At 38.3% G+C, this 19,099-nt stretch carries 19 protein-coding genes; all 19 read right to left on the bottom strand.

The window, feature by feature from the left end:
* Positions 1-4: 4 nt before the first annotated feature.
* Positions 5-787 (bottom strand): hypothetical protein, encoded by a 783-nt coding sequence (locus K9L86_00735; GenBank protein ID MCF7907394.1) that lies wholly within the window; start codon positions 785-787, stop codon positions 5-7.
* Between the two features lie 30 nt (positions 788-817).
* Positions 818-1,450 (bottom strand): dTMP kinase, encoded by a 633-nt coding sequence (gene tmk, locus K9L86_00730; protein ID MCF7907393.1) that lies wholly within the window; start codon positions 1,448-1,450, stop codon positions 818-820.
* A complete protein-coding gene (gene cysS, locus K9L86_00725) occupies positions 1,432-2,835 on the bottom strand; it encodes a cysteine--tRNA ligase (protein MCF7907392.1) in 1,404 nt (467 codons plus the stop codon). Before cysS ends, tmk begins: the two co-directional genes overlap by 19 nt.
* The gene (ispF, locus tag K9L86_00720) at positions 2,832-3,308 is read right to left on the bottom strand and encodes a 2-C-methyl-D-erythritol 2,4-cyclodiphosphate synthase (GenBank protein MCF7907391.1); all 477 of its coding nucleotides are present in this window, start codon (positions 3,306-3,308) and stop codon (positions 2,832-2,834) included. The genes cysS and ispF overlap by 4 nt, the downstream gene beginning before the upstream one ends.
* 6 nt (positions 3,309-3,314) lie before the next feature.
* Positions 3,315-3,977 carry a 2-C-methyl-D-erythritol 4-phosphate cytidylyltransferase gene (ispD, locus tag K9L86_00715; protein ID MCF7907390.1) on the bottom strand — a complete coding sequence of 221 codons (663 nt, stop codon included), beginning with the start codon at positions 3,975-3,977 and terminating at the stop codon, positions 3,315-3,317.
* 3 nt (positions 3,978-3,980) lie between these two features.
* Positions 3,981-4,967 carry a TRAM domain-containing protein gene (locus K9L86_00710; GenBank protein MCF7907389.1) on the bottom strand — a complete coding sequence of 329 codons (987 nt, stop codon included), beginning with the start codon at positions 4,965-4,967 and terminating at the stop codon, positions 3,981-3,983.
* A gap of 58 nt (positions 4,968-5,025) precedes the next feature.
* Complete coding sequence (gene radA, locus K9L86_00705; protein ID MCF7907388.1) at positions 5,026-6,351, bottom strand: DNA repair protein RadA; 1,326 nt, start codon at positions 6,349-6,351, stop codon at positions 5,026-5,028.
* Positions 6,352-6,451: 100 nt separating this feature from the next.
* Positions 6,452-7,168, bottom strand: a complete 717-nt coding sequence (locus K9L86_00700; protein MCF7907387.1) for an MlaD family protein — start codon at positions 7,166-7,168, stop codon at positions 6,452-6,454.
* Between the two features lie 2 nt (positions 7,169-7,170).
* Entirely contained in the window at positions 7,171-7,923 is a 753-nt protein-coding gene (locus tag K9L86_00695) for an ATP-binding cassette domain-containing protein (protein ID MCF7907386.1), read from the bottom strand.
* Entirely contained in the window at positions 7,920-8,684 is a 765-nt protein-coding gene (locus tag K9L86_00690) for an ABC transporter permease (protein ID MCF7907385.1), read from the bottom strand. The genes K9L86_00695 and K9L86_00690 overlap by 4 nt, the downstream gene beginning before the upstream one ends.
* Complete coding sequence (locus K9L86_00685) at positions 8,684-9,607, bottom strand: hypothetical protein (GenBank protein ID MCF7907384.1); 924 nt, start codon at positions 9,605-9,607, stop codon at positions 8,684-8,686. The genes K9L86_00690 and K9L86_00685 overlap by 1 nt, the downstream gene beginning before the upstream one ends.
* Positions 9,604-12,048, bottom strand: coding sequence for an ATP-dependent Clp protease ATP-binding subunit (locus K9L86_00680; GenBank protein ID MCF7907383.1), 2,445 nt, complete (start codon positions 12,046-12,048; stop codon positions 9,604-9,606). Before K9L86_00680 ends, K9L86_00685 begins: the two co-directional genes overlap by 4 nt.
* A gap of 4 nt (positions 12,049-12,052) precedes the next feature.
* Positions 12,053-13,120: a protein arginine kinase gene (locus K9L86_00675; GenBank protein MCF7907382.1), complete on the bottom strand. Its 1,068-nt coding sequence runs from the start codon at positions 13,118-13,120 to the stop codon at positions 12,053-12,055.
* Between the two features lie 11 nt (positions 13,121-13,131).
* Entirely contained in the window at positions 13,132-13,617 is a 486-nt protein-coding gene (locus K9L86_00670) for a UvrB/UvrC motif-containing protein (GenBank protein MCF7907381.1), read from the bottom strand.
* Between the two features lie 12 nt (positions 13,618-13,629).
* The gene (ilvE, locus tag K9L86_00665) at positions 13,630-14,511 is read right to left on the bottom strand and encodes a branched-chain-amino-acid transaminase (protein MCF7907380.1); all 882 of its coding nucleotides are present in this window, start codon (positions 14,509-14,511) and stop codon (positions 13,630-13,632) included.
* Positions 14,508-15,176, bottom strand: a complete 669-nt coding sequence (locus tag K9L86_00660) for an ABC transporter ATP-binding protein (GenBank protein ID MCF7907379.1) — start codon at positions 15,174-15,176, stop codon at positions 14,508-14,510. The genes ilvE and K9L86_00660 overlap by 4 nt, the downstream gene beginning before the upstream one ends.
* On the bottom strand, positions 15,169-16,326 hold the full coding sequence (locus K9L86_00655) for an ABC transporter permease (GenBank protein ID MCF7907378.1): 1,158 nt from the start codon (positions 16,324-16,326) through the stop codon (positions 15,169-15,171). The genes K9L86_00660 and K9L86_00655 overlap by 8 nt, the downstream gene beginning before the upstream one ends.
* Positions 16,326-17,741: a lysine--tRNA ligase gene (gene lysS / locus K9L86_00650; GenBank protein ID MCF7907377.1), complete on the bottom strand. Its 1,416-nt coding sequence runs from the start codon at positions 17,739-17,741 to the stop codon at positions 16,326-16,328. The genes K9L86_00655 and lysS overlap by 1 nt, the downstream gene beginning before the upstream one ends.
* Before the next feature lie 39 nt (positions 17,742-17,780).
* Entirely contained in the window at positions 17,781-19,067 is a 1,287-nt protein-coding gene (locus tag K9L86_00645; protein MCF7907376.1) for a hypothetical protein, read from the bottom strand.
* Positions 19,068-19,099: the final 32 nt, after the last annotated feature.

The following is a 19,099-nucleotide window of genomic DNA, read 5'->3' as shown; positions in this document are numbered from 1 at the left end:
TTCCTTATTTTAGTTTAGCCTTTATTAAATTCAGGGCTAAATTAATATTCACGCTACCATGAGCACTGTAAATTTTCAATAAATCCTCTAAAATACTGCTGATTCGGGACGGACTGTAAGAATTTAAAATTATCGCACATTCCTTATAATTAGACAACTGATTATTTCGCCCACCCTTTTTTACCAATAAATCAGTATGCAGCAAAGCAATTAGTCCCCATAAGAAAACAGAAAATTCCTTACGGTCCTTAAAAAACAGATCCCGGCCGGCGAAAAGATCAAAAATAAGTTCCCGATCGCTCGAAACTAGGCTATTTTGGCTAAACGGTAAGAAAATCTTCCGGCAACGCGAGATAATTGTTGCCGGAACCCCGTCTAATTTTGACATACAAAGAGCAATGAAAGAATTGTCCGGGGCCTCCTCCAAAGTCTTCAGAAATGCTGCTGCAGCCTGGGGAGTTAAATTTTGGGCACCTTTTATAACTATAGCTTTACGTGTTAGACGAAAACTTTTTAAAGAAAGAAAACGAATCGCCTCACGAATAGCTTCGATTTTTATAGTTAAGCCCTGCGGCTCAATTGTCAATAAATCCGGGTGATTAGCCTCGTCGATCCGTTTGCAATCCCAGCAACTATTACAAAAACGATCTGCATCTTGACAATTTATCAATTTTATAATATCGGGAACTTGCGAAAAGTCCTCTCCGATAAAAGTATAGCCGACTCCAATGCAGGAATGTTTTTTAAGGGTATGGAAATAACTAAATAACTCTTGGCTTTGGTCCATCGTAAGCGTCAATTTGGCGACTATTAAAAATTAACAATACTTGACTAAAATTCTGCTTATTTTTTTATAGATACTTTCTAAATCTCCGCGGGCATCAATAGTTTTTATCCGGCGAGGATATCTTTTTGAAAGCTGTAAGAATCCTTTGCGTAGCTTATTATGAAAATTTAAAGGCCGCGACTCGATCCGATCACGCGTCTTTAAGCGACTAAGGCCTTTTTTTGCCGGAAGATCAAGATAAAATGTTAAATCCGGCTTAATTCCTAAAGAAAATATTTTAACTGAAAGTTCAGTAGCTTTCTTTAAGCCAAGAGCAAAGCCTTGGTAAACTAGAGTAGAATCAAAAAAACGATCACAAATAACAAAATCATATTTCAACAGGCTTTTTTCTAACTCCTCCTCGATGAGCTGGGTTCTGGCTGCTAAATATAACAAGAGTTCTGTGTGTGCCGACAATTTCTTGTTCTTTTTATCTAAAAGAATTTTTCGGATCTTTTCACCGATTGCGGTTGAGCCTGGCTCACGATAAATTTTAACCGAAAACTTTTTCCGCCTTAAAAAATTATTTAAAAATTTTATAACGCTGCTTTTTCCACAACCTTCTAGCCCTTCAATGGTAATAAAAATTGCTTTTTTCTTGGCTTTTAAAGCTTTCTTCGCCATGTTGTTCCATCCTTAGTGTCTTCTAAAATGATTCCTTTAGCTTCTAAGTCTTTCCTGATTGAATCAGCCTGGTCAAACTTTTTCTTCTGCTTACACTCTGACCTAAGTTTAACCTTCTCATCTATCTCCTCAACCGACACTCCTTTAGCTATCTCCTGTTTAAAGCTAAGCCCAAGAATACCTCCCATTTCTTTTATTAGTTCTACCCCACGGCGAAGCATGAATTGTTTATTCTCCTGGTCGCTTTCTAAAAGTTTATTACACCTTGCAACTAAATCAAATAATACAGCTAAAGCCTTTGCGGCATTAAAATCATCATCCATCGCTTCAGTAAACTGCTGTTTATACATAAGCATACCTTCCTCTCCAAGACCACTCTGGACACCCTTAGCCTTATCGACCAATATCAAAATTCTTTCGTAAGCTTTCTTTAACTCCTCCATTCTTTCCCAAGTAAAATCTACCGGATGTGAATAATGACTTTGCAAAAATAAAAGTTTAAGCACATCTAGAGGGTAGCCTCGATCTTCTAGCTCATTAATAGTAATAAAATTGCCTAATGATTTAGCCATCTTCTCTTTATTAATTGTCAAAAGACCATTATGAATCCAATACCTAGCAAATTTTCCGCCGGCGCCTTCAGATTGAGCGATTTCATTTTCATGATGAGGAAAAATAAGATCAATTCCTCCGCCATGGATATCAAACTGACTGCCTAAAATATCAGAACTCATAACCGAGCATTCAATATGCCAACCCGGGCGCCCCTGTCCCCAAGGACTATTCCAACTGCGTTCATCAGGTTTGGCCTTCTTCCAAAGAGCAAAATCTAACTGGTTATGCTTAATCCCGATTTGATCTTTTTTCGATCCTGACTCCAACATCTCTAAGCTCTGGTTAGATAATTTACCATAGCCGATAGCCTTGGTGATATCAAAATAGACATCTCCTCCTGACTCATAAGCAACGCCTTTTTTGATTAACTTTTGTATAAAAGCTATCATCTTCTTGATATATTCAGTAGCCTTTGGTTCATGGGTAGGTTTCTTTATTCCCAATTCATCTATACATTCATGATAAGCCTTAAGATACTTTTCTGAAACCTTCTTAACTGCGATATTTATATCCTCATTTTTAAATTCTTCCTTGGCCTTATTAATTATCTTATCGTCAATATCGGTTACATTCCTAACAAATTTAACTTTGTATTTTTTAGATTCAAAATAGCGTCGAATAACATCAAATATATAGGCGCTGCGCACGTGTCCGATGTGCGGCTCGCCATAAACGGTCGGACCGCAAACATACATTGAAACCTTACCTTTTCTCAAAGGTTTAAACTCTTCCTTTTTCCTGCTCAGCGAATTATATATTTTGATACTCATTTTTCCTTCAAAAGAGCTACAGCTAAACAGCTCATACCATTTTTGGTACCAAGAATGTTTTGGCCCTCTTTCGATTTAATCTTTAGGTTCACATTTACTGTTACTAGGATCTTCCTCAAAGATTTAGTAATTGCCTGTTTATACTTAACTAGACGAGGTTTATCGGCTACGATAATAATATCAACATTCTCAATTTTGTATTTGCCGCCGATTTTTTTAAGCACAAAGCGAGTGATATCTATGCTATCGATATTCTTTGACTGCTTGCTCTCAGGAGGAAAATAATCACCGATGTCGCCTAAACCAGCTGCGCCAAGTATCGAATCACTTACTGCATGTAATATTAAATCTCCATCAGAAACTGCTTCAAGACTAAAGGCAGCCGGAATCTTCATCCCGCCCAGAATTAAGCTTTTCTTCTTTGTGCTAAATTTATGAACATCAAACCCCAAACCAACTTGATAACCATTCATATCCTTTCACCTCTTAAGTCTATATATAGCTTCAGCTAAAGCTATATCTTGGGGATAGGTTATTTTAATATTATATCTATCCCCCTCTACGATTTTAACTCGCTTACCTAAAAGCTCAACCGCCTGGGCACTATCGGTGATTGCTTTTGACTTAAACTTTTTATAAGCCTCGACTATTAAATCTTTTCTAAAACCTTGCGGGGTTTGAGCACAATAAAAATCATCCCGCTTAACAGTCTTTTTGATAATCTTTCCTTTAGTCAACTTCAAGGTATCAGTAGCTTTAACTCCTAAAATTACTGCCGGATTAATTTTAAGTGCTTTGATTACCTTAATTACTAGTTCTCTACTTATCAGCGGCCTGGCTCCGTCGTGGACAAGAACCGAATCAATACCGCCGTCTAAAGCCAACAAACCGTTATATACTGAATCTCTTCTCCGTGCGCCACCCTCAACTAAAATCACTCGGCCGTCTTGAATAAACTTTCGAGCTAAACGAAAATGGCTCTTTCTCAACACCAAAACAATCTGCTTTACCTGTTTTAGACTTTTAAAAACTTCTAAGCTATGGGAAAAAAGAGGCTTCGAGCCTAACTTTAAAATTGGCTTATCTCGCTTTCCGAGCCGCGTGCCAATGCCAGCAGAAACAATTACTACGCCAAGGTTCATTACCTACTTTGCTAATTTTGTAAACACAATTCTTCCGCTTGAACTCTGTAAAATCGAAGTAACCTCAATAGTTACAATTTTACCGATTAAGCGTCGACCACCCTCAACCACAACCATAGTTCCGTCCTCTAGGTAACCTATAGCCTGGCTCTGTTCCTTACCTTCTTTTATCAACTTGAGTTGAAAACGCTGACCGGCAACAAAAGTTGGCTTCAAAGCATTAGCTAAATCATTGATATTTAAAACACCTACGCCCTGCAACTGAGCTATCCGGTTTAAATTATAATCAGTGGTCATGACCTTAGCATCTTGCTCTTGACCCAAACGGATAATCTTCTCATCTACACTTTTAACCCCTTCTACCGGCTTATCATATATTTCAACGTCAATGTTTGGCTCTTGTTTTAAAGAATGTAGAATTTCAATACCCCGCTTCCCCTTTTGGCGTTTCATATGATCAGTGGAATCACTCAAAGCATGAAGTTCATTAAGTACAAACCGAGGAACTAAAAACTTAGCTTCGATAAACCTAGTCTTCACAAGATCTAGTATCCTTCCGTCAATAATAACACTAGTATCCATGACAATAATTTCTTCCTTCAACTCTTGACGTTTAAACTTAATATAAGGAATAATTAAATGGAAGTCATCTTTGCCTTTTAGGCCTAAGGTGAGTCCCAAGTAAACAAAGATGAAAGTGACAAATATTCTAATATTATTAACTACTTGGGAAGGGAAATCTGGAGATGATGAAAATTGGTTTAAGGTTTCAGAAAATATCCAAGCCAACAAAAGCCCCAGCATTATTCCAAATACTGCGCTAGATAAGCCTTTTAAGGAAACTCGCCGGGCAAACACCTCAAAGAGAACGACAACGATACCAACCGCAGCGCCGATTGCCGCAAAAAATATTGAATCGGTTCCGCCCAGAACATAACCCATTCCGATAAAAATTAAAATAAACAAGATTCTTAAAAAAAATAAACCCATAAAAACCTCCTCAGCATGTCTGCTTTTTGCAGAATTGATTAATGAATACTTTTTTCACTCAGAATACCTCTTTCACTGCCTCTTTTAGACAACCATAACTTTTAATTCTTGAACTAAAACCTTTATCCACCTCCTTTAGGTTAGGCTCAGGAATTATACAATATTTAAAATCAGCTCTTTGAGCTTCCTTCAGTCGCAAATTTATGTTAGAAACACGCCGCAGCTCACCGGCCAGCCCTACCTCTCCGATAAAAAGCGTCTCGGGAGGTAAATTCTTATCCCGAAAGCTAGATATAATTGCCATCACTGCACCAAAATCTGCTGCGGGGTCATTAAGTCTCAAGCCCCCGGCAACATTTAAAAAAATATCTTCGCTGGAAAGAGATAATTTTAAGCGTTTTTCAATAATCGCCACCAAAAGTGAAAACCGGTTGAAATCAAAACCAAGACTTCTTCGACGGGCCACTCCAAAAGAAGCCCGACTGACTAAAGATTGAAGCTCAATCAACAATGGTCGCAACCCTTCAATTACACAAACAACACAGCTCCCCGGAAATGATTGCTCACGATGAGGAAGAAAAATATCAGTGGTCTTCTTAACCTCCGCTAACCCAATTGATTTCATCTCAAAAACAGCTAAATCCCCAGTCGGTCCAAACCTATTCTTCATTGACCGTAAAATACGATAATTCGAAAGTGATTCACCTTCAAAATAAAGAACACAATCGACAATATGTTCAAGTACTTTAGGCCCAGCAATTGCACCATCCTTAGTAACATGGCCAACCATAAAAATAACAATTCCCAAGGTTTTGGCTATCTGAGTAAGGTAATCAGTGCAGCCTCTAATCTGAGAGATGCTTCCCTTGGAACCATCAAGTTGCGGATAATAAACTACCTGAATCGAATCAATTACCACAAATTTGAATCCATTCTCCTGAATCGCTTTATAGATATATTCAACATTGTCTTCATCAAGAATATAAAGTTTTTTGGTATCGCTTTGAAAACGTTTAGTTCTAAGAGTTAGCTGCTCAATTGACTCTTCAGCACTAACATAGAGAGTCTTACCATTTTTGGTGAGACGGGCAGCCACTTCCAGCAAAAGAGTTGACTTGCCTACGCCGGGCTCACCACCAATAAGCACTACCTCGCCGGGAACAAGCCCACCGCCGAGCATTCGATCAAACTCCCCAATTCCGGTTTCGATCCGCGATAGCTCTTTTGAATCTATTTCACCGATAAGTTGAGGTAAACGCTTCTCCTTTCTAACGCCACCGGAGGTTTTTTTTACCTCCTCAACAAAAGTCTCCCAGCCTTGGCAAGTAGGGCATTTGCCCAACCATTTAACCGATTGATACCCGCATCCGGAACAATTAAACATGATTATATAATTGAATAATTGGTAATTGGTAAGTAGTTAATACTAAAACCGACGTGATAAAGACTGCATCTTTAATCAATTAACTACCTTCTAAAATTTCCTATTTTCTTTTTTTGCGATCTTTAGGCTTATGTAATAACTTCCAAGGATGAGCCTTCAAATCTCCGATAAACTCCTCGGTTGTTTGATAAAGTGAATCGTCATACAGCAAGCGTCCGATGGTCCCTTGTTTGTCCTTCATATCTTCAAGTAAACCCTTCACTTCTAAAGTAACATCTTCAATATTATTAACTATATTGGCAACTGACTGTTTAATTTCGCCCTCTCTTAAAAAAGCTCTTACCTCATTCATGGTTTTGGAAGCACTGGCAAAAATATCAAACAAGGGAACCGGAGAGATTCCTTCAACAATATCACCCTCTTGGATATAAGCAGTTACCTTTTGCGGCGGATCGATCTCTAGATACTTTTCACCGAACAAGCTTAAACTATTTACAAAAAAATAGGAGTCTTTAGGAATATTCACTCCTTTTTCTATCTTCGCATAAACAAATACCAACGGCTTATCGCCAATCTCCTTAACTACTACCGTTCTTACCTCACCTACGTCTACACCGCAAAAACGGACCGGGGAAGCATTCGCTAACCCTTCGGCAAAATCAAAGGTAACCGTCACTTCATAGGTACCTTTAAAAATATTTACCTCTTTCAAGGAAATCAGTGTAATGAATACTATAATCAACGCTCCTAAGAAAAAACTCCCCACTTTAATGTAAACGATATTTTTCTTCCTATCCCAAAGATTTTTTACAGTCATATTTATACCTCCATTTCCTGTATTGGGCCTCCAGAAGACCCTTTTAAGAATTGAATAAGGCGGTCGTCTTTACTATTTTTTAGATCTTCTTTATCGCCCTCAAATATTATCTTGCCACCAAGCAGAAAAGCCAATCGATCCGCAAGCCTTAAGCCGACTTCTAAATCATGCGTTACCACTACTGAGGTAATCCCGAGGCGCCGATGGAGATCTTCAATTAAAGAAACTATCTTGTCAACAGCGATCGGGTCAATTCCGGTTGTCGGCTCATCATAAATTATAATTTTCGGATTATAAATAACTGAGCGAGCTATAGCAACCCGCTTTCTCATTCCACCACTTAATTCATAAGGATAAGAATCTTCTATCCCCTTTAACCCTACCAAGGCTAATGTTTCGGTAACCTTTTTTCTTATCTGCCGTTTACTCAAAGTTGTATGCTGATAAAGAAAAAATCCAACATTTTCCTCGATACTTAAAAAATCAAACAAAGCACTGCCTTGAAAAACTAAACCAAATTCTAACCTTACTTTTTCTAATTTCTTTTTGCTCAACTGAGTAATATCAACATCATCAATGCAAATTGTACCATGATCCGGTCGAAGCAAGCCGATAATATTCTTTAAAAGGACAGTTTTCCCGGCGCCACTGCGTCCAATCAAAAGGAAAGTTTCCCCCTTATTAACCGTAAGGTTGATTCCTTTTAGAATCTGTTTTTCGCCAAACGACCTGCTTATTCCTCTTATTTTTATCATACTCCAGTAAAGTAAAAAAGTGCCGTTAATACACAATCAAAAGCAACAATAAAGATAAACGAACGCACTACCGAATGAGTAACTGAACGCGATACGTCAATCGAAGAAGAAGGACGAAATCCTTCATAACAAGATACAAAAGCAATAATGCTGCCAAAGGAAAAACTCTTAACCAAGCCGCTCATAATATCTCGGCCGCCTAAAGCTTGAAAAGTCATTCTAAAATATAAACCGAGGCTAATTCCAAACTTAGTTGTACCGACAAGATAACCGCCGATTATCCCCATACAATCAGCGTAGATAATTAGAATCGGCATGCAAATTGCTAAAGCTAAAAACTTAGGCACAACCAGATAATCTATCGGATCCACCCCGAAAGTCTCTAAAGCATCTATTTGCTCACTTATCTTCATCGAGCCAATCCCGGCAGTGATTGAAGCACCACTTCTAGCGGCAACGATTAATGCTCCGATAACCGGGCCCAACTCCCTAACCATCGAAAGAGCGACTAAGGTTGCCAGCTGAATTTCCGAACGAAATGCTCTTAATTGATAAGCAGTCTGAAAAGCAATAATTATTCCAAGAAAAAATGAAATAAGCGAGACCAAAGGCAGGCTATCGATACCGATAAAGACAATCTCTCTACCAATTGCCCTTAAGCTGCGCTTTTTGATAAAAATCCAACGAATGGTATCTTTAGCGAAAAATCCCAAACTACCCAAATAATGAAATAATTGGCCAACTGATTTCAATAGGCTCATCAAAAATCCCTTCGCTTTTCAATACCAATAACGGTGCTATTTTCTTGCATTTTTAGCTTCAAATACTTATCATCTTTCATCCTGTAACGCAACTCGGTGTCAGGCGAAGCTGAATCTTCTTGTTTGTCGGTTCCAACCGAAACATCTATATTCTCATCAAGACTTTTCTTTAATCCGAACCTACTTTCATCTTCCGAAAAGAGTTGCCACTCATCAATAAAGGCCTTTTTAGCCCGATATTCGGCTTGTGGTATATAGCTATACAGATTTCTTAAATCTAGAACTTTATCTCCTTCAAGAGTTGCTACCGTACCATCAGTCATAACAAACTCTGAATCAGTAATATTGAGTACCGGTGGTTTCCCCAAAAGATCTAAACGTAAATGGGCAAACTCCCTACCCTTATAGGTCCCCTGGTCAATAGTTAAAAAACCGCTGAGTGAAAAATTACTACTACTGCCCCAAGCCTTAGCCGAAACTTTTAAGTGCCCCTCTAAAAACTGATTTGCCGCATCCCACTCGGTATTAATATCCAAAGAAAAATTAGACTTAGCTAAGTCAATACTCCCTTTGATTAAAGCTTGCGGCCAACAAAGTTGCTCGATAAAAATAACCTCACCCCGTTTTACTGCTTTAAGCGCAAGCCAAGGTATTGTTTTATCACCGAAGGTCAAAGACGACCCCTCCGAAGCACCAATAGAAACGTTACGCCCCTCAACCTCGTAAATCAAAGAACCTTGATCTTGATAGCTGCCCAGCGAAAAATCTCCACTTAGAGCATAATCACCAAGGTTAAAGTCTACTAATTTTATTTCTCTATTGTTTAAGTTAAATTCGATGTAATTTTCTGAAAATGGAAAAGCAGATATTCCGATTAAACTCAGAATAATAAAAAAGAGGAGCATAAAAAGGCAATTTTTCATTCAAATACTAAAGCTCCCCCTTTTTTAATTACTTTTATCTTTATTTTATCGCTCTCTGACTTCTTTTTTAGCTTTTCGGTAAATTTGCCTCTAATAATATCCTCAGCCAAAGGATCCTCAAGGAATCTTTGAATAACTCTCTTTAAGGGTCTTGCGCCAAAAACCGGATCAAACCCTTTTTCAATAAATAAATCCTTAGCTTTAGGGCTTAGTATAGCTTCAAAACCTTGCTCAGCTATTCGACTATTAACATAAGCTATTTCGATATCTACTATCCTTGCCAAATCTTTTCTATTCAATGGCCTAAAAACAACCGTCTCATCTAAACGATTTAAAAATTCCGGCTTAAAGGTCTTCTTTACTTCTTCAAGAAGAAGATTCTTCATTTCTTCATAGCTTATATCTTCACTAATTGCTTTAAACCCCAAAGAGCCCCGCTTTCTGATTATTCCAGCTCCGACATTAGAAGTCATAATCAAAATTGTATTTCTAAAATCAACTCTTCGACCATAACTATCAGTTAATCTTCCTTCTTCTAAAATTTGTAAAAGTATATTAAACACATCAGGATGAGCTTTTTCAATTTCGTCTAAAAGCACAACCGAATAGGGCCGACGTCTCACGCGCTCAGTAAGCTGACCCCCCTCTTCATAACCAACATATCCCGGAGGAGCCCCAAGCAACCTTGAAACATTAAATTTTTCCATATATTCACTCATGTCCAATTGGATAAGTGCTTCTTCATTACCAAACATATATTCAGCTAAAGCCCGAGCAAGCAAAGTCTTGCCTACCCCGGTAGGGCCCATAAACAAAAACGAACCAATCGGCCGACGCGGTTCTTTGATTCCAGCCCTGGCTCTTCTAACTGAACGAGCAATTGCATCAATTGCTTCATCTTGCCCGGCCACTCTTTCACGTAGATCATGCTCTATCTTTAAAAGTTTTTCTGATTCTTTTTCCTCTAAACGATAGATCGGCACACCAGTAATGCTAGCTACTAGCCGAGCAATTTCTTCATATCCAACCTCAGGAGTAATCTGATCTCTTTTCTTACTCCATTCTTTTCTTAAAACCTCCAACTTAAGGCGCAAAGTTTTTTCTTCATCACGAAGACGAGCAGCCTTTTCGAAATCCTGTTGCTTAATAAGCGCTTCTTTTTCAATAATAATATTAGAAATTCTCTCCTCTAGTTCCTTTATTTCTGAAGGTGCGGTTAATACATTCAATCTTGATCGGGCACCCGACTCATCAATTAAATCGATAGCTTTATCCGGCAAAAATCTTCCCGAAACATAACGATCAGACAGTTTTGCCGCAGCCGATAATGACTCGTCGGTAAATTTAACCCGATGATGAGCTTCGTACTTATCACGCAAACCTTCTAAAATCTGAATAGTTTCCTCAACGCTATTGGGTTCAACATATATTGACTGAAATCTCCGCTCAAGAGCAGCATCTTTCTCAATATGTTTTCTATATTCATCAAGAGTAGTTGCTCCAATGCATTGGATTTCGCCGCGGCTTAAGGCTGGTTTTAAAATATTAGAAGCATCAATCGCTCCTTCGGCGGCACCGGCACCAACTAAAGTATGGAGCTCATCGATAAAGATAATTACATCTTTAGAACGCTTTATCTCCTCCATTACCGCTTTTATTCTTTCCTCAAACTGACCGCGATACTTGGTTCCGGCAATCATTAAAGCCAAGTCTAAAACTATTATTCGTTTTCCCCGCAAAACCTCGGGAACATCACCTTTAATAATGTCCTGGGCTAAACCCTCAACAATCGCTGTCTTACCAACTCCGGCTTCACCTAAAAGCACCGGGTTATTTTTTGTTCTTCGGGATAAAATTTGGATCACTCTTTCAATTTGGGTTTTTCTTCCGATAACTGGGTCAAGCTTTCCATCACGAGTTAGCTTAGTTAAGTCACGACCAAAAGAATCCAAAGCCGGCGTTTTCGACGAACTTTGATTAGTATTCTGATTTTGAGTTTGTGTTGCTCCGCCTAAAAGAGCAGAAATCTCATTTTTTATTCTTTTTAAATCCGCCCCTAAAGAAATTAAAACCTGTGAGGCAATGCCTTCTTCTTCACGAAGTAAACCTAAAAGTATATGTTCGGTTCCAATATAATTATGACCTAAATTCCTAGCCTCCTCAGCCGACAGTTCTAAAGCCTTTTTAGCGCGAGGGGTAAAAGGAATATCTCCCAACACCGAGGATACACTTCCGGTAGAAATCAACTTTTCAATTTCAATACGTAAACGTTCTAAATCAACGCCTAAATTTTGCAAAACCGCACAGGCTACCCCTTCGCCTTCGCGAATCAATCCTAGAAGGATATGCTCAGTGCCAATATAATCGTGATTAAAACGACGGGCCTCTTCTTTTGCCAAAACTAAAACTTTTCTTGCTCTTTCAGTAAAACGATTAAACATTTTATTATCCTCCTAACCTTTCTCTTAAAATATCGGCTCTAATTGAATCACGTTCTTTTTCTTTTAAAGTCCGGCCTTCAATTTTTTGTAAATGAGCCGGTTGAATCATAATAAATAAGTTACGCAACAACTTCTTGCCAGTCTTACACTTTGAAAAATCTACATCTTTAATTATACCTAAATCTAGGCCTAATGACAAGATAGAAAGATGACTCAGGGCTTCTTTGCTATTAATCAAACGAGCATTTCTTAAAATTCCTAAAGCCCGCCAGACATTATCCTCTAGATTCTTTTTGTACTTCTTAATCAAAATATTGCGAGCACCGATTTCGTGATTTTTGACCTGGTTAACTACACTGATCAAATTGTCGATTAGCTCTTCCTCGCTTAAACCTAAACTCACTTGGTTGGAAATCTGAAAAAAATTTCCTAAAGCTTGCGTGCCTTCACCAAACAAACCCCGAGTAGTAAAAGATATCCGGGCCAAAAGCTCTAAAATCTTATTGATCCGTTTGGTAAGGATTAATGCTGGGAGATGCAACATACATGACGCTCTAAGTGCGGTTCCAACATTAGTCGGACAAGCAGTTAGATAGCCTACATCGGGCAAAAAAGAGAAAGATATTTTTTTACTCAAATCATTATCGATATTATCAAGAATATCCCAGCATTTCTTCAGATCAAAACCAGAGGTAATTACCTGCATCCGGAAGTGATCTTCCTCATTTACCATGATTGAAATCTCCTCATCCTTAGACATAATAAGTCCTCGGTGTGAAGCCTGGACTAAGTGCTCTTGAGCAATTAAGTGCCGCTCAAGAAGAAAGTGACTATCTAGCTCTCCGAGGTCATCCATGTTAACAAAAAAACTATTCTTGAATCTTTTAATATGCGGATAGGCTTCCTTGGCTGACTTGAATACTTCCTCCCGTTGAGCAATTGTAGCTTTAGAAGGAAAAGGAATTCCGTCAATGTTACGAGCCAGACGGATGCGCGATGAGAAAACGATCTCCGATTCCGGACCCTTCTTGCTCAACCAACTATCTTTGTTATCGAGAAAATTCCTAAACATTATTTAAATTACTACTTGTTTTTATCCAACTTCTTAAGTTTATCTCTAATTTTTGCTGCCGCTTCGTATTCCTCCAGCTGGATCGCCCGCTCTAGCTGATCATTTAACTCTCTTAACTTTACTTCTGAAGAAACCGGTCTCTTAACATCTAAAGGAATTTTACCAGTATGGCGGATTGCTCCGTGAATCTTCTTAAGCAAAGGAAGTAACTGTCTTCTAAAAGCTGTATAACACCGGCCACAGCCCAGCCTCCCTTTTTTCTTAAAATCATTATAGTTAAAACCGCAGGCCGGGCATTTTAAGGCTCGATTATCTTTTTTAGTCAAATCAGCATTTACCAGACCGCCAACAAAATCAGAAATATTCGGCTGCTGAGCAAGACCTTCAGACTTATTCTGAGCACAAGCCTGGCAAATATGCATCTCAGCTACCTTATCATTAATAATCTCGGTAAGATGAACTGTAGCAATGTTTTTATGGCAAATATCACAAAGCATAGCTTTATTTTCCTACAACTTATACCTTACACCTGAAGTTTTAGTTAAATTCCTAAACTCCTGCATTATTTTTTTAGTAAATTTACCCGGAATGCCAGTGCCGATCCTCCTACCGTCTACCTTTACTACCGGAACGATTTCGGCTGCAGTTCCAGTTAAAAAACATTCATCGGATAGATAGAGTTCATGCCGGGTTAAAACGTGCTCATTGGTAGAAAGTTTTAACTTCTTAGCAATATCAAGTACTGCATCGCGGGTGATCCCCCGAAGAGTACCCATACATTGAGGTGGCGTATAGAGCTTACCCTTCTTAACCATAAATATATTGTCACCAGTACATTCAGCTACATAGCCGAGATGATCAAGCATCAAAGCCTCTTGATAACCGGAGTTGATCGCTTCAATCTTGGCTAAGATATTATTCAAATAGTTAAGCGACTTAATCTGTGGATTTAAAGCTTCCGGAATATTACGTACCGTAGGAACAGTTATTATCTCCATCCCTTTTTGATATAGCTGTTTAGGATAAAGAGTAATCTTATCAGTAATAATAACTAATGTTTCATTGCCCTTACATTTTCGCGGATCAAGACCTAAATCGCCTTCACCACGGGAAACAACTACCCTGATATAACCATCTTTAAGTTTATTCGCCTTAAGCGTTTTTATAATTGCTTCCACCATCTGTTTTTTAGTGAAAGAGATATTTAGCATAATTGAATGAGCAGACTCATACAATCGGTCGACATGCTCTTTCAGTTTAAAAACCAAACAGTCGTAGGTTCTTATTCCCTCAAAAACTCCATCACCGTAAAGATATCCATGATCAAATACTGAAACCTTTGCGTCTTTTTTCTCAACTAACTCTCGGTTAAGATAAACTTTCATGCTCACCCTCCGTTTATTTTTCCGTCTTCAATAACTAAAACTTTTTTTGCCTGTCTAGCTAGCTCCTGATTATGGGTCACTAAAACTATTGTTTTTTTCTTGCTCCTATTTAAATTCGAAAGCAAACTAACCACTCTCTCTTGTGACTCCTTATCAAGATTACCAGTCGGTTCGTCACAAAAAAGCACCTGAGGGTCATTGACCAAAGCTCGAGCAATAGCTACCCTTTGTTTTTCGCCACCGCTAAGTTGCGATGGAAAAGCCTCAACTCTTTTTTCAAGTCCTAAATATTTTAACAACTCCTTAGCTTTTTTGAAAGAGTATTTTTGCATCTGACCAAATACGGCAATTGCTACATTTTCCAATACATTCAGCTCTTCGATTAAATGATAAAACTGAAAAACAAAACCCACGGTTTTATTACGCCAAAGGCAAAGATCGCGATCGTTGAGCTTAGATATTTGCTTTTCTTGAAAAAATACCTCACCGCTAGTCGGAAGTTCAAGGCCGCCGATAATATGAAGCAAGGTTGATTTTCCGGCTCCCGAAGGACCGGTTATTGCCAAATAGTCTTGTTTAGCTATTGATAAAGATATATCACAAAGAGCCGCAAAAGGCATACCGTTGTTATAAGTTTTGTTTACAGATTTTAATTCTATCAACTCATTCATATCTAAGCGCCTCACAAATATTAAGCTTACTCGCTCGATAAGCCGGCAAAAAACTAGAGATAAAAGAAATAATCAAACCGACGATAGCAATTGCTAATACGTCTTTATAGTCAACTACCAACGGCAAGTAATCAGTGCCAAAAATGTCAGCCGGAATTTTAACAAAAGGATACTTCTCAAACACAAGACAAGTACCAACTCCGAGCAAAGACCCCAAAACTACCCCGGTTGAGCCAATCATTAAACCGCCAAGGGTAAAAATAGTTCGGATGCTTCTTCTTCTGAAACCTAAAGACCTTAAAATTCCAATATCTTTGGTCTTCTCAACTACCTTAACTGTCAGCGCCGAGAATATGTTAAACGAAGCTACCAAAATAATTAAACCTAAAATAATAAATAAGGCTAACTTTTCTAGTTTTAAGGTAGCAAAAAGAGCTGAGTTTGACTCAATCCAGCTGTTAACCAACAACTTGTTGGAATATTTATTTAACAGCCTTTCCTTAATTTGATCAGCCAAGTAGGGATTTTTGAGTTTTACCCCTAAGAATAAAGAATAATTAGCCGAAAGAGACTTTGCTTTCTTTAAATCAGTAATCAAATAATAATTATCAATATCGTATAAGCCTACTTTGAAGACCCCTCTAACCTTGCTGCTTTTAAGTTTAAGGTTTTTCTCTAAAGGGTAAAACTCTATTTTTTTATCGATAAAGAACTGCTGGCTTAAGCCTTGGCCGATGAAAAAACCCTCTTGGGCAAACTCTTTCTTTATATATTGAGAAAATTCCTCTTTAGCTTTAGGGTCAGAAAAGTCCACCCCTCTTACAGCTAAAGGCATTATTGTTTCACCAAATTTAGCAAAAACTTGAGTATTAACTGAAATTTGAGCTGTCTCGACCTCATCCCAGTTTTCTAGATCTTGTTTAACCGCCAGCAGACTTTCTTGATCGAAACTATCAACGGTCAAGTGATCCTGAAAACGCATGATTCGTTTCATCAAACCGCCATCAATTCCATTTACAATTGAAAAGGCGATAATCAAAGCGGCGACCCCGACAGCAACTCCTAAACAAGAAATGATACCAATAAAAGAGATGTGTCGAGTGCGACCCCTAAAAATATAACGTCTAGCTAAATAAATTTCGGTTAACATTAACCTAAAGGTTTAAGCAGCGGAAAAAGAATCACGTCTCTTATCGAGGGTTGGTTGAGAAGAATCATAACTAGCCTATCAATGCCGATTCCCAAGCCAGTAGCTGGAGGCATTCCGTATTCTAAACTTAAAACAAAATCATCATCAATTTTCTTTGGAAGCTCATCTTCAGTCTCTAGTTGCTTTTTAAAACGTGCTCTCTGGTCAATCGGGTCATTGAGCTCAGAGTAAGCATTGGCAACTTCAAGTCCAGCAACAAAAAGTTCAAACCGCTCAACTAAGTTTGGGTTATCCCTTTTGCGCTTAGCCAAAGGCGAAGTCCAAGTAAAAAAATCAACAATGAAGGCTGGTTTATCCTTAGGATAGTTTTTCTCAATCAACTCCTCAGTTATATTCAGGATTTGAGAACGACTCAAACCCTTTGCTAATTTTAATTTCTTACTAATTTTATCAAACATTTCCTTCTGAGAATCACTAGATTCGACATCAAACTCTTTTTTAAAAAGTTCAGCAAAAGAAATCCTCTGCCAAGGAGGAGTTAAATCTAACCTTTGCCCCTGATATTCAATCTCACAGCTGCCGTTTATTTCTTTAGCTAAATAAGAAAACAAATCTTCGCAAAGCTTCATCATATATTCATAGTTCTGATAACAAGAATAGGCTTCAAGCATAGTAAATTCCGGATTATGCCGGGTTGAAGTTCCTTCATTCCGAAAGCTTCGATTCAACTCATAAACCTTTTCAAGCCCACCAACTAAAAGCCGCTTCAAATAAAGCTCAGGAGCAATCCGCAAATAAACATCAGCATCAGTTGCATTATGATGGGTCATAAACGGTCTACCGGCTGCTCCTCCGGCTACCGTGTGAAGCATCGGTGTCTCAACCTCAATAAACTTTAACTGATTTAAAAACTCTCTGATTAAAGAAATTATCTGAGAACGTTTTATAAAAACATCACGAACCTGAGAGTTAGCAATTAAATCTAAATAGCGCTGACGATACCTTACTTCAACATCTTTTAAGCCATGCCACTTCTCAGGCATTGGCCGAAGAGCCTTAGCTAGGAGTTTTAATTCATCGATTAAAACCGTTTGCTCACCGGTCCGAGTAACAAAAAACTTGCCGCGGATTCCGACAATATCGCCGATATCCATTTCCTTATAAAGCTTATAAACATCCCCTAATTTATTAGCCTGAGCATAAAACTGGATCCTTCCGGTATGATCGCTCAAATGAGCAAAGCCGCTTTTTCCGTGCTCACGCTTAGAAATTAATCTTCCGGCAACCAGGACTTCTTTTTCCTCCTCAAATCCATCTAGTATCTCTTTAATAGTCAAAGACTTAGGAAAGCTCGTCTCCAAGAAGGGGTTACCAAACTCTTCGCTTATTTTCTCTAGTTTTTCATTCAATTCCATGATGTATTGATTATATAGAATATACCTTGATATGTCAAATCACTTTAACTTAGCGTAATATTCCTGCAATTTAAAGAATATTTCTTTAGGCTTGCGTTCAGCGTTAACTATACCGAAATACTCCTCGTTAGCCACATCATCAGGGTGACCCCCAGGAAGATAAAACCCTTCGGTATTATAAGTTCTAAAACTAGATCTTTCTTCGGAGTAATAGTCAACTAAACCTCCTAAACCTACATGATAAGAGCCAACCTTCCAAAGCGAATCATTAAACTCATGGACCAGGCCGCCTAAACACTGCTTATCGGAATGAATTCCCGAAAGATTACTTTCTATCTCCCGCCAAAGGCCTAAAACAAACTTTGCCTGTAAAGCCTCATGCTCCCAACCTTTGCAGTTGTCAGCCTGATGCTCATCAACCACCTTGAATTTAGTAGTACGAAAAGAGTCGGTTCCAAACTCAGAGATATAAAAAGGTCTTTCAGTTAAGCTCTCAACTTGTGAAAAAAAATCTCTAAAGCTTTTTCCCCGGTAAACATTAAAACCCCAAACATCTATCTCTAAACAAATATCAAGTATGTGGCTTACCGAATCTTCAAAATCGCAATCACTAAAACGATCACCCAAAACTGAGGTCACCGGATGATCTGGATCAACTTGCTTTATTGCTTTAGCTACCTGGTTTGTAGCTTGGGCTGCTGCTTCTACTGTTTCATAACCCCAATATTTATTATAGTCAAGATTCCACTCGTTACCGATCGCCCAAAAAAGAATTGCCGGATGATCTTTGTAAGCTTCGACTACTTTTAAATACTTCTGGTTATCAATGTCAACTTTAGACATTGCTACATTCATAATAATCATAATCCCATTATCGAATAACTCATCTAAAACCTTACGGCCCTCTCTAAAATCATCGCCGAAGGAACTATAAACCCTAACTGTATTTAAATTCATCTTCCTCATCAGCGGAACATCAGTTAAGTAATGCTTAACAAACTGCCGCTCCTTCCAATAAACAAAAATCTCATGCCCCTGAGGTATACGGCCGGCCCAATCAAAGAAAAAACCATATTCTACAGTTTCGTTTGGGCATATTGGGTTAGGACCAAAATCAGGAGCGGCTGTCTCCGGAGACCAGGTAACTCCTTTGATTATAAAGGGAGAAGCCTGGCTATATCGACCCTGACTATCAGGTTTAGCTACTAAAAGCTGTTTTCCCTCAAAAAAAACCTTACTCGACCGATAAGAGATAGCAGCTTCGAGATAGCTAGATATCAAAAATAACAGCCCGAAAATAATTATAGTTAAAAATAATTTTTTCACGTTTTACCTTTTAAATCTACCTTTAAAGTATA

Source organism: Candidatus Omnitrophota bacterium, assembly GCA_021735655.1.
Lineage (GTDB): Bacteria > Omnitrophota > Gorgyraeia > Duberdicusellales > 4484-171 > JAHKAJ01.
Note: the sequence above shows the minus strand (reverse complement) of the source record. Positions and strands in the feature narration are given on the sequence as shown.

Bases quoted from the DNA above. Each gene is read 5' to 3' on its own strand.
- radA (MCF7907388.1), bottom strand. From the start codon at position 6,351: ATGTTTAATTGTTCCGGATGCGGGTATCAATCGGTTAAATGGTTGGGC.
- K9L86_00735 (MCF7907394.1), bottom strand. From the start codon at position 787: ATGGACCAAAGCCAAGAGTTATTTAGTTATTTCCATACCCTTAAAAAA.
- lysS (MCF7907377.1), bottom strand. From the start codon at position 17,741: ATGGAATTGAATGAAAAACTAGAGAAAATAAGCGAAGAGTTTGGTAAC.
- tmk (MCF7907393.1), bottom strand. From the start codon at position 1,450: ATGGCGAAGAAAGCTTTAAAAGCCAAGAAAAAAGCAATTTTTATTACC.
- K9L86_00675 (MCF7907382.1), bottom strand. From the start codon at position 13,120: ATGTTTAGGAATTTTCTCGATAACAAAGATAGTTGGTTGAGCAAGAAG.
- K9L86_00655 (MCF7907378.1), bottom strand. From the start codon at position 16,326: ATGTTAACCGAAATTTATTTAGCTAGACGTTATATTTTTAGGGGTCGC.
- K9L86_00700 (MCF7907387.1), bottom strand. From the start codon at position 7,168: ATGACTGTAAAAAATCTTTGGGATAGGAAGAAAAATATCGTTTACATT.
- K9L86_00690 (MCF7907385.1), bottom strand. From the start codon at position 8,684: ATGAGCCTATTGAAATCAGTTGGCCAATTATTTCATTATTTGGGTAGT.
- K9L86_00660 (MCF7907379.1), bottom strand. From the start codon at position 15,176: ATGAATGAGTTGATAGAATTAAAATCTGTAAACAAAACTTATAACAAC.
- K9L86_00670 (MCF7907381.1), bottom strand. From the start codon at position 13,617: ATGCTTTGTGATATTTGCCATAAAAACATTGCTACAGTTCATCTTACC.
- ispD (MCF7907390.1), bottom strand. From the start codon at position 3,977: ATGAACCTTGGCGTAGTAATTGTTTCTGCTGGCATTGGCACGCGGCTC.
- K9L86_00680 (MCF7907383.1), bottom strand. From the start codon at position 12,048: ATGTTTAATCGTTTTACTGAAAGAGCAAGAAAAGTTTTAGTTTTGGCA.
- cysS (MCF7907392.1), bottom strand. From the start codon at position 2,835: ATGAGTATCAAAATATATAATTCGCTGAGCAGGAAAAAGGAAGAGTTT.
- K9L86_00685 (MCF7907384.1), bottom strand. From the start codon at position 9,607: ATGAAAAATTGCCTTTTTATGCTCCTCTTTTTTATTATTCTGAGTTTA.
- K9L86_00710 (MCF7907389.1), bottom strand. From the start codon at position 4,967: ATGGGTTTATTTTTTTTAAGAATCTTGTTTATTTTAATTTTTATCGGA.
- K9L86_00695 (MCF7907386.1), bottom strand. From the start codon at position 7,923: ATGATAAAAATAAGAGGAATAAGCAGGTCGTTTGGCGAAAAACAGATT.
- ispF (MCF7907391.1), bottom strand. From the start codon at position 3,308: ATGAATGGTTATCAAGTTGGTTTGGGGTTTGATGTTCATAAATTTAGC.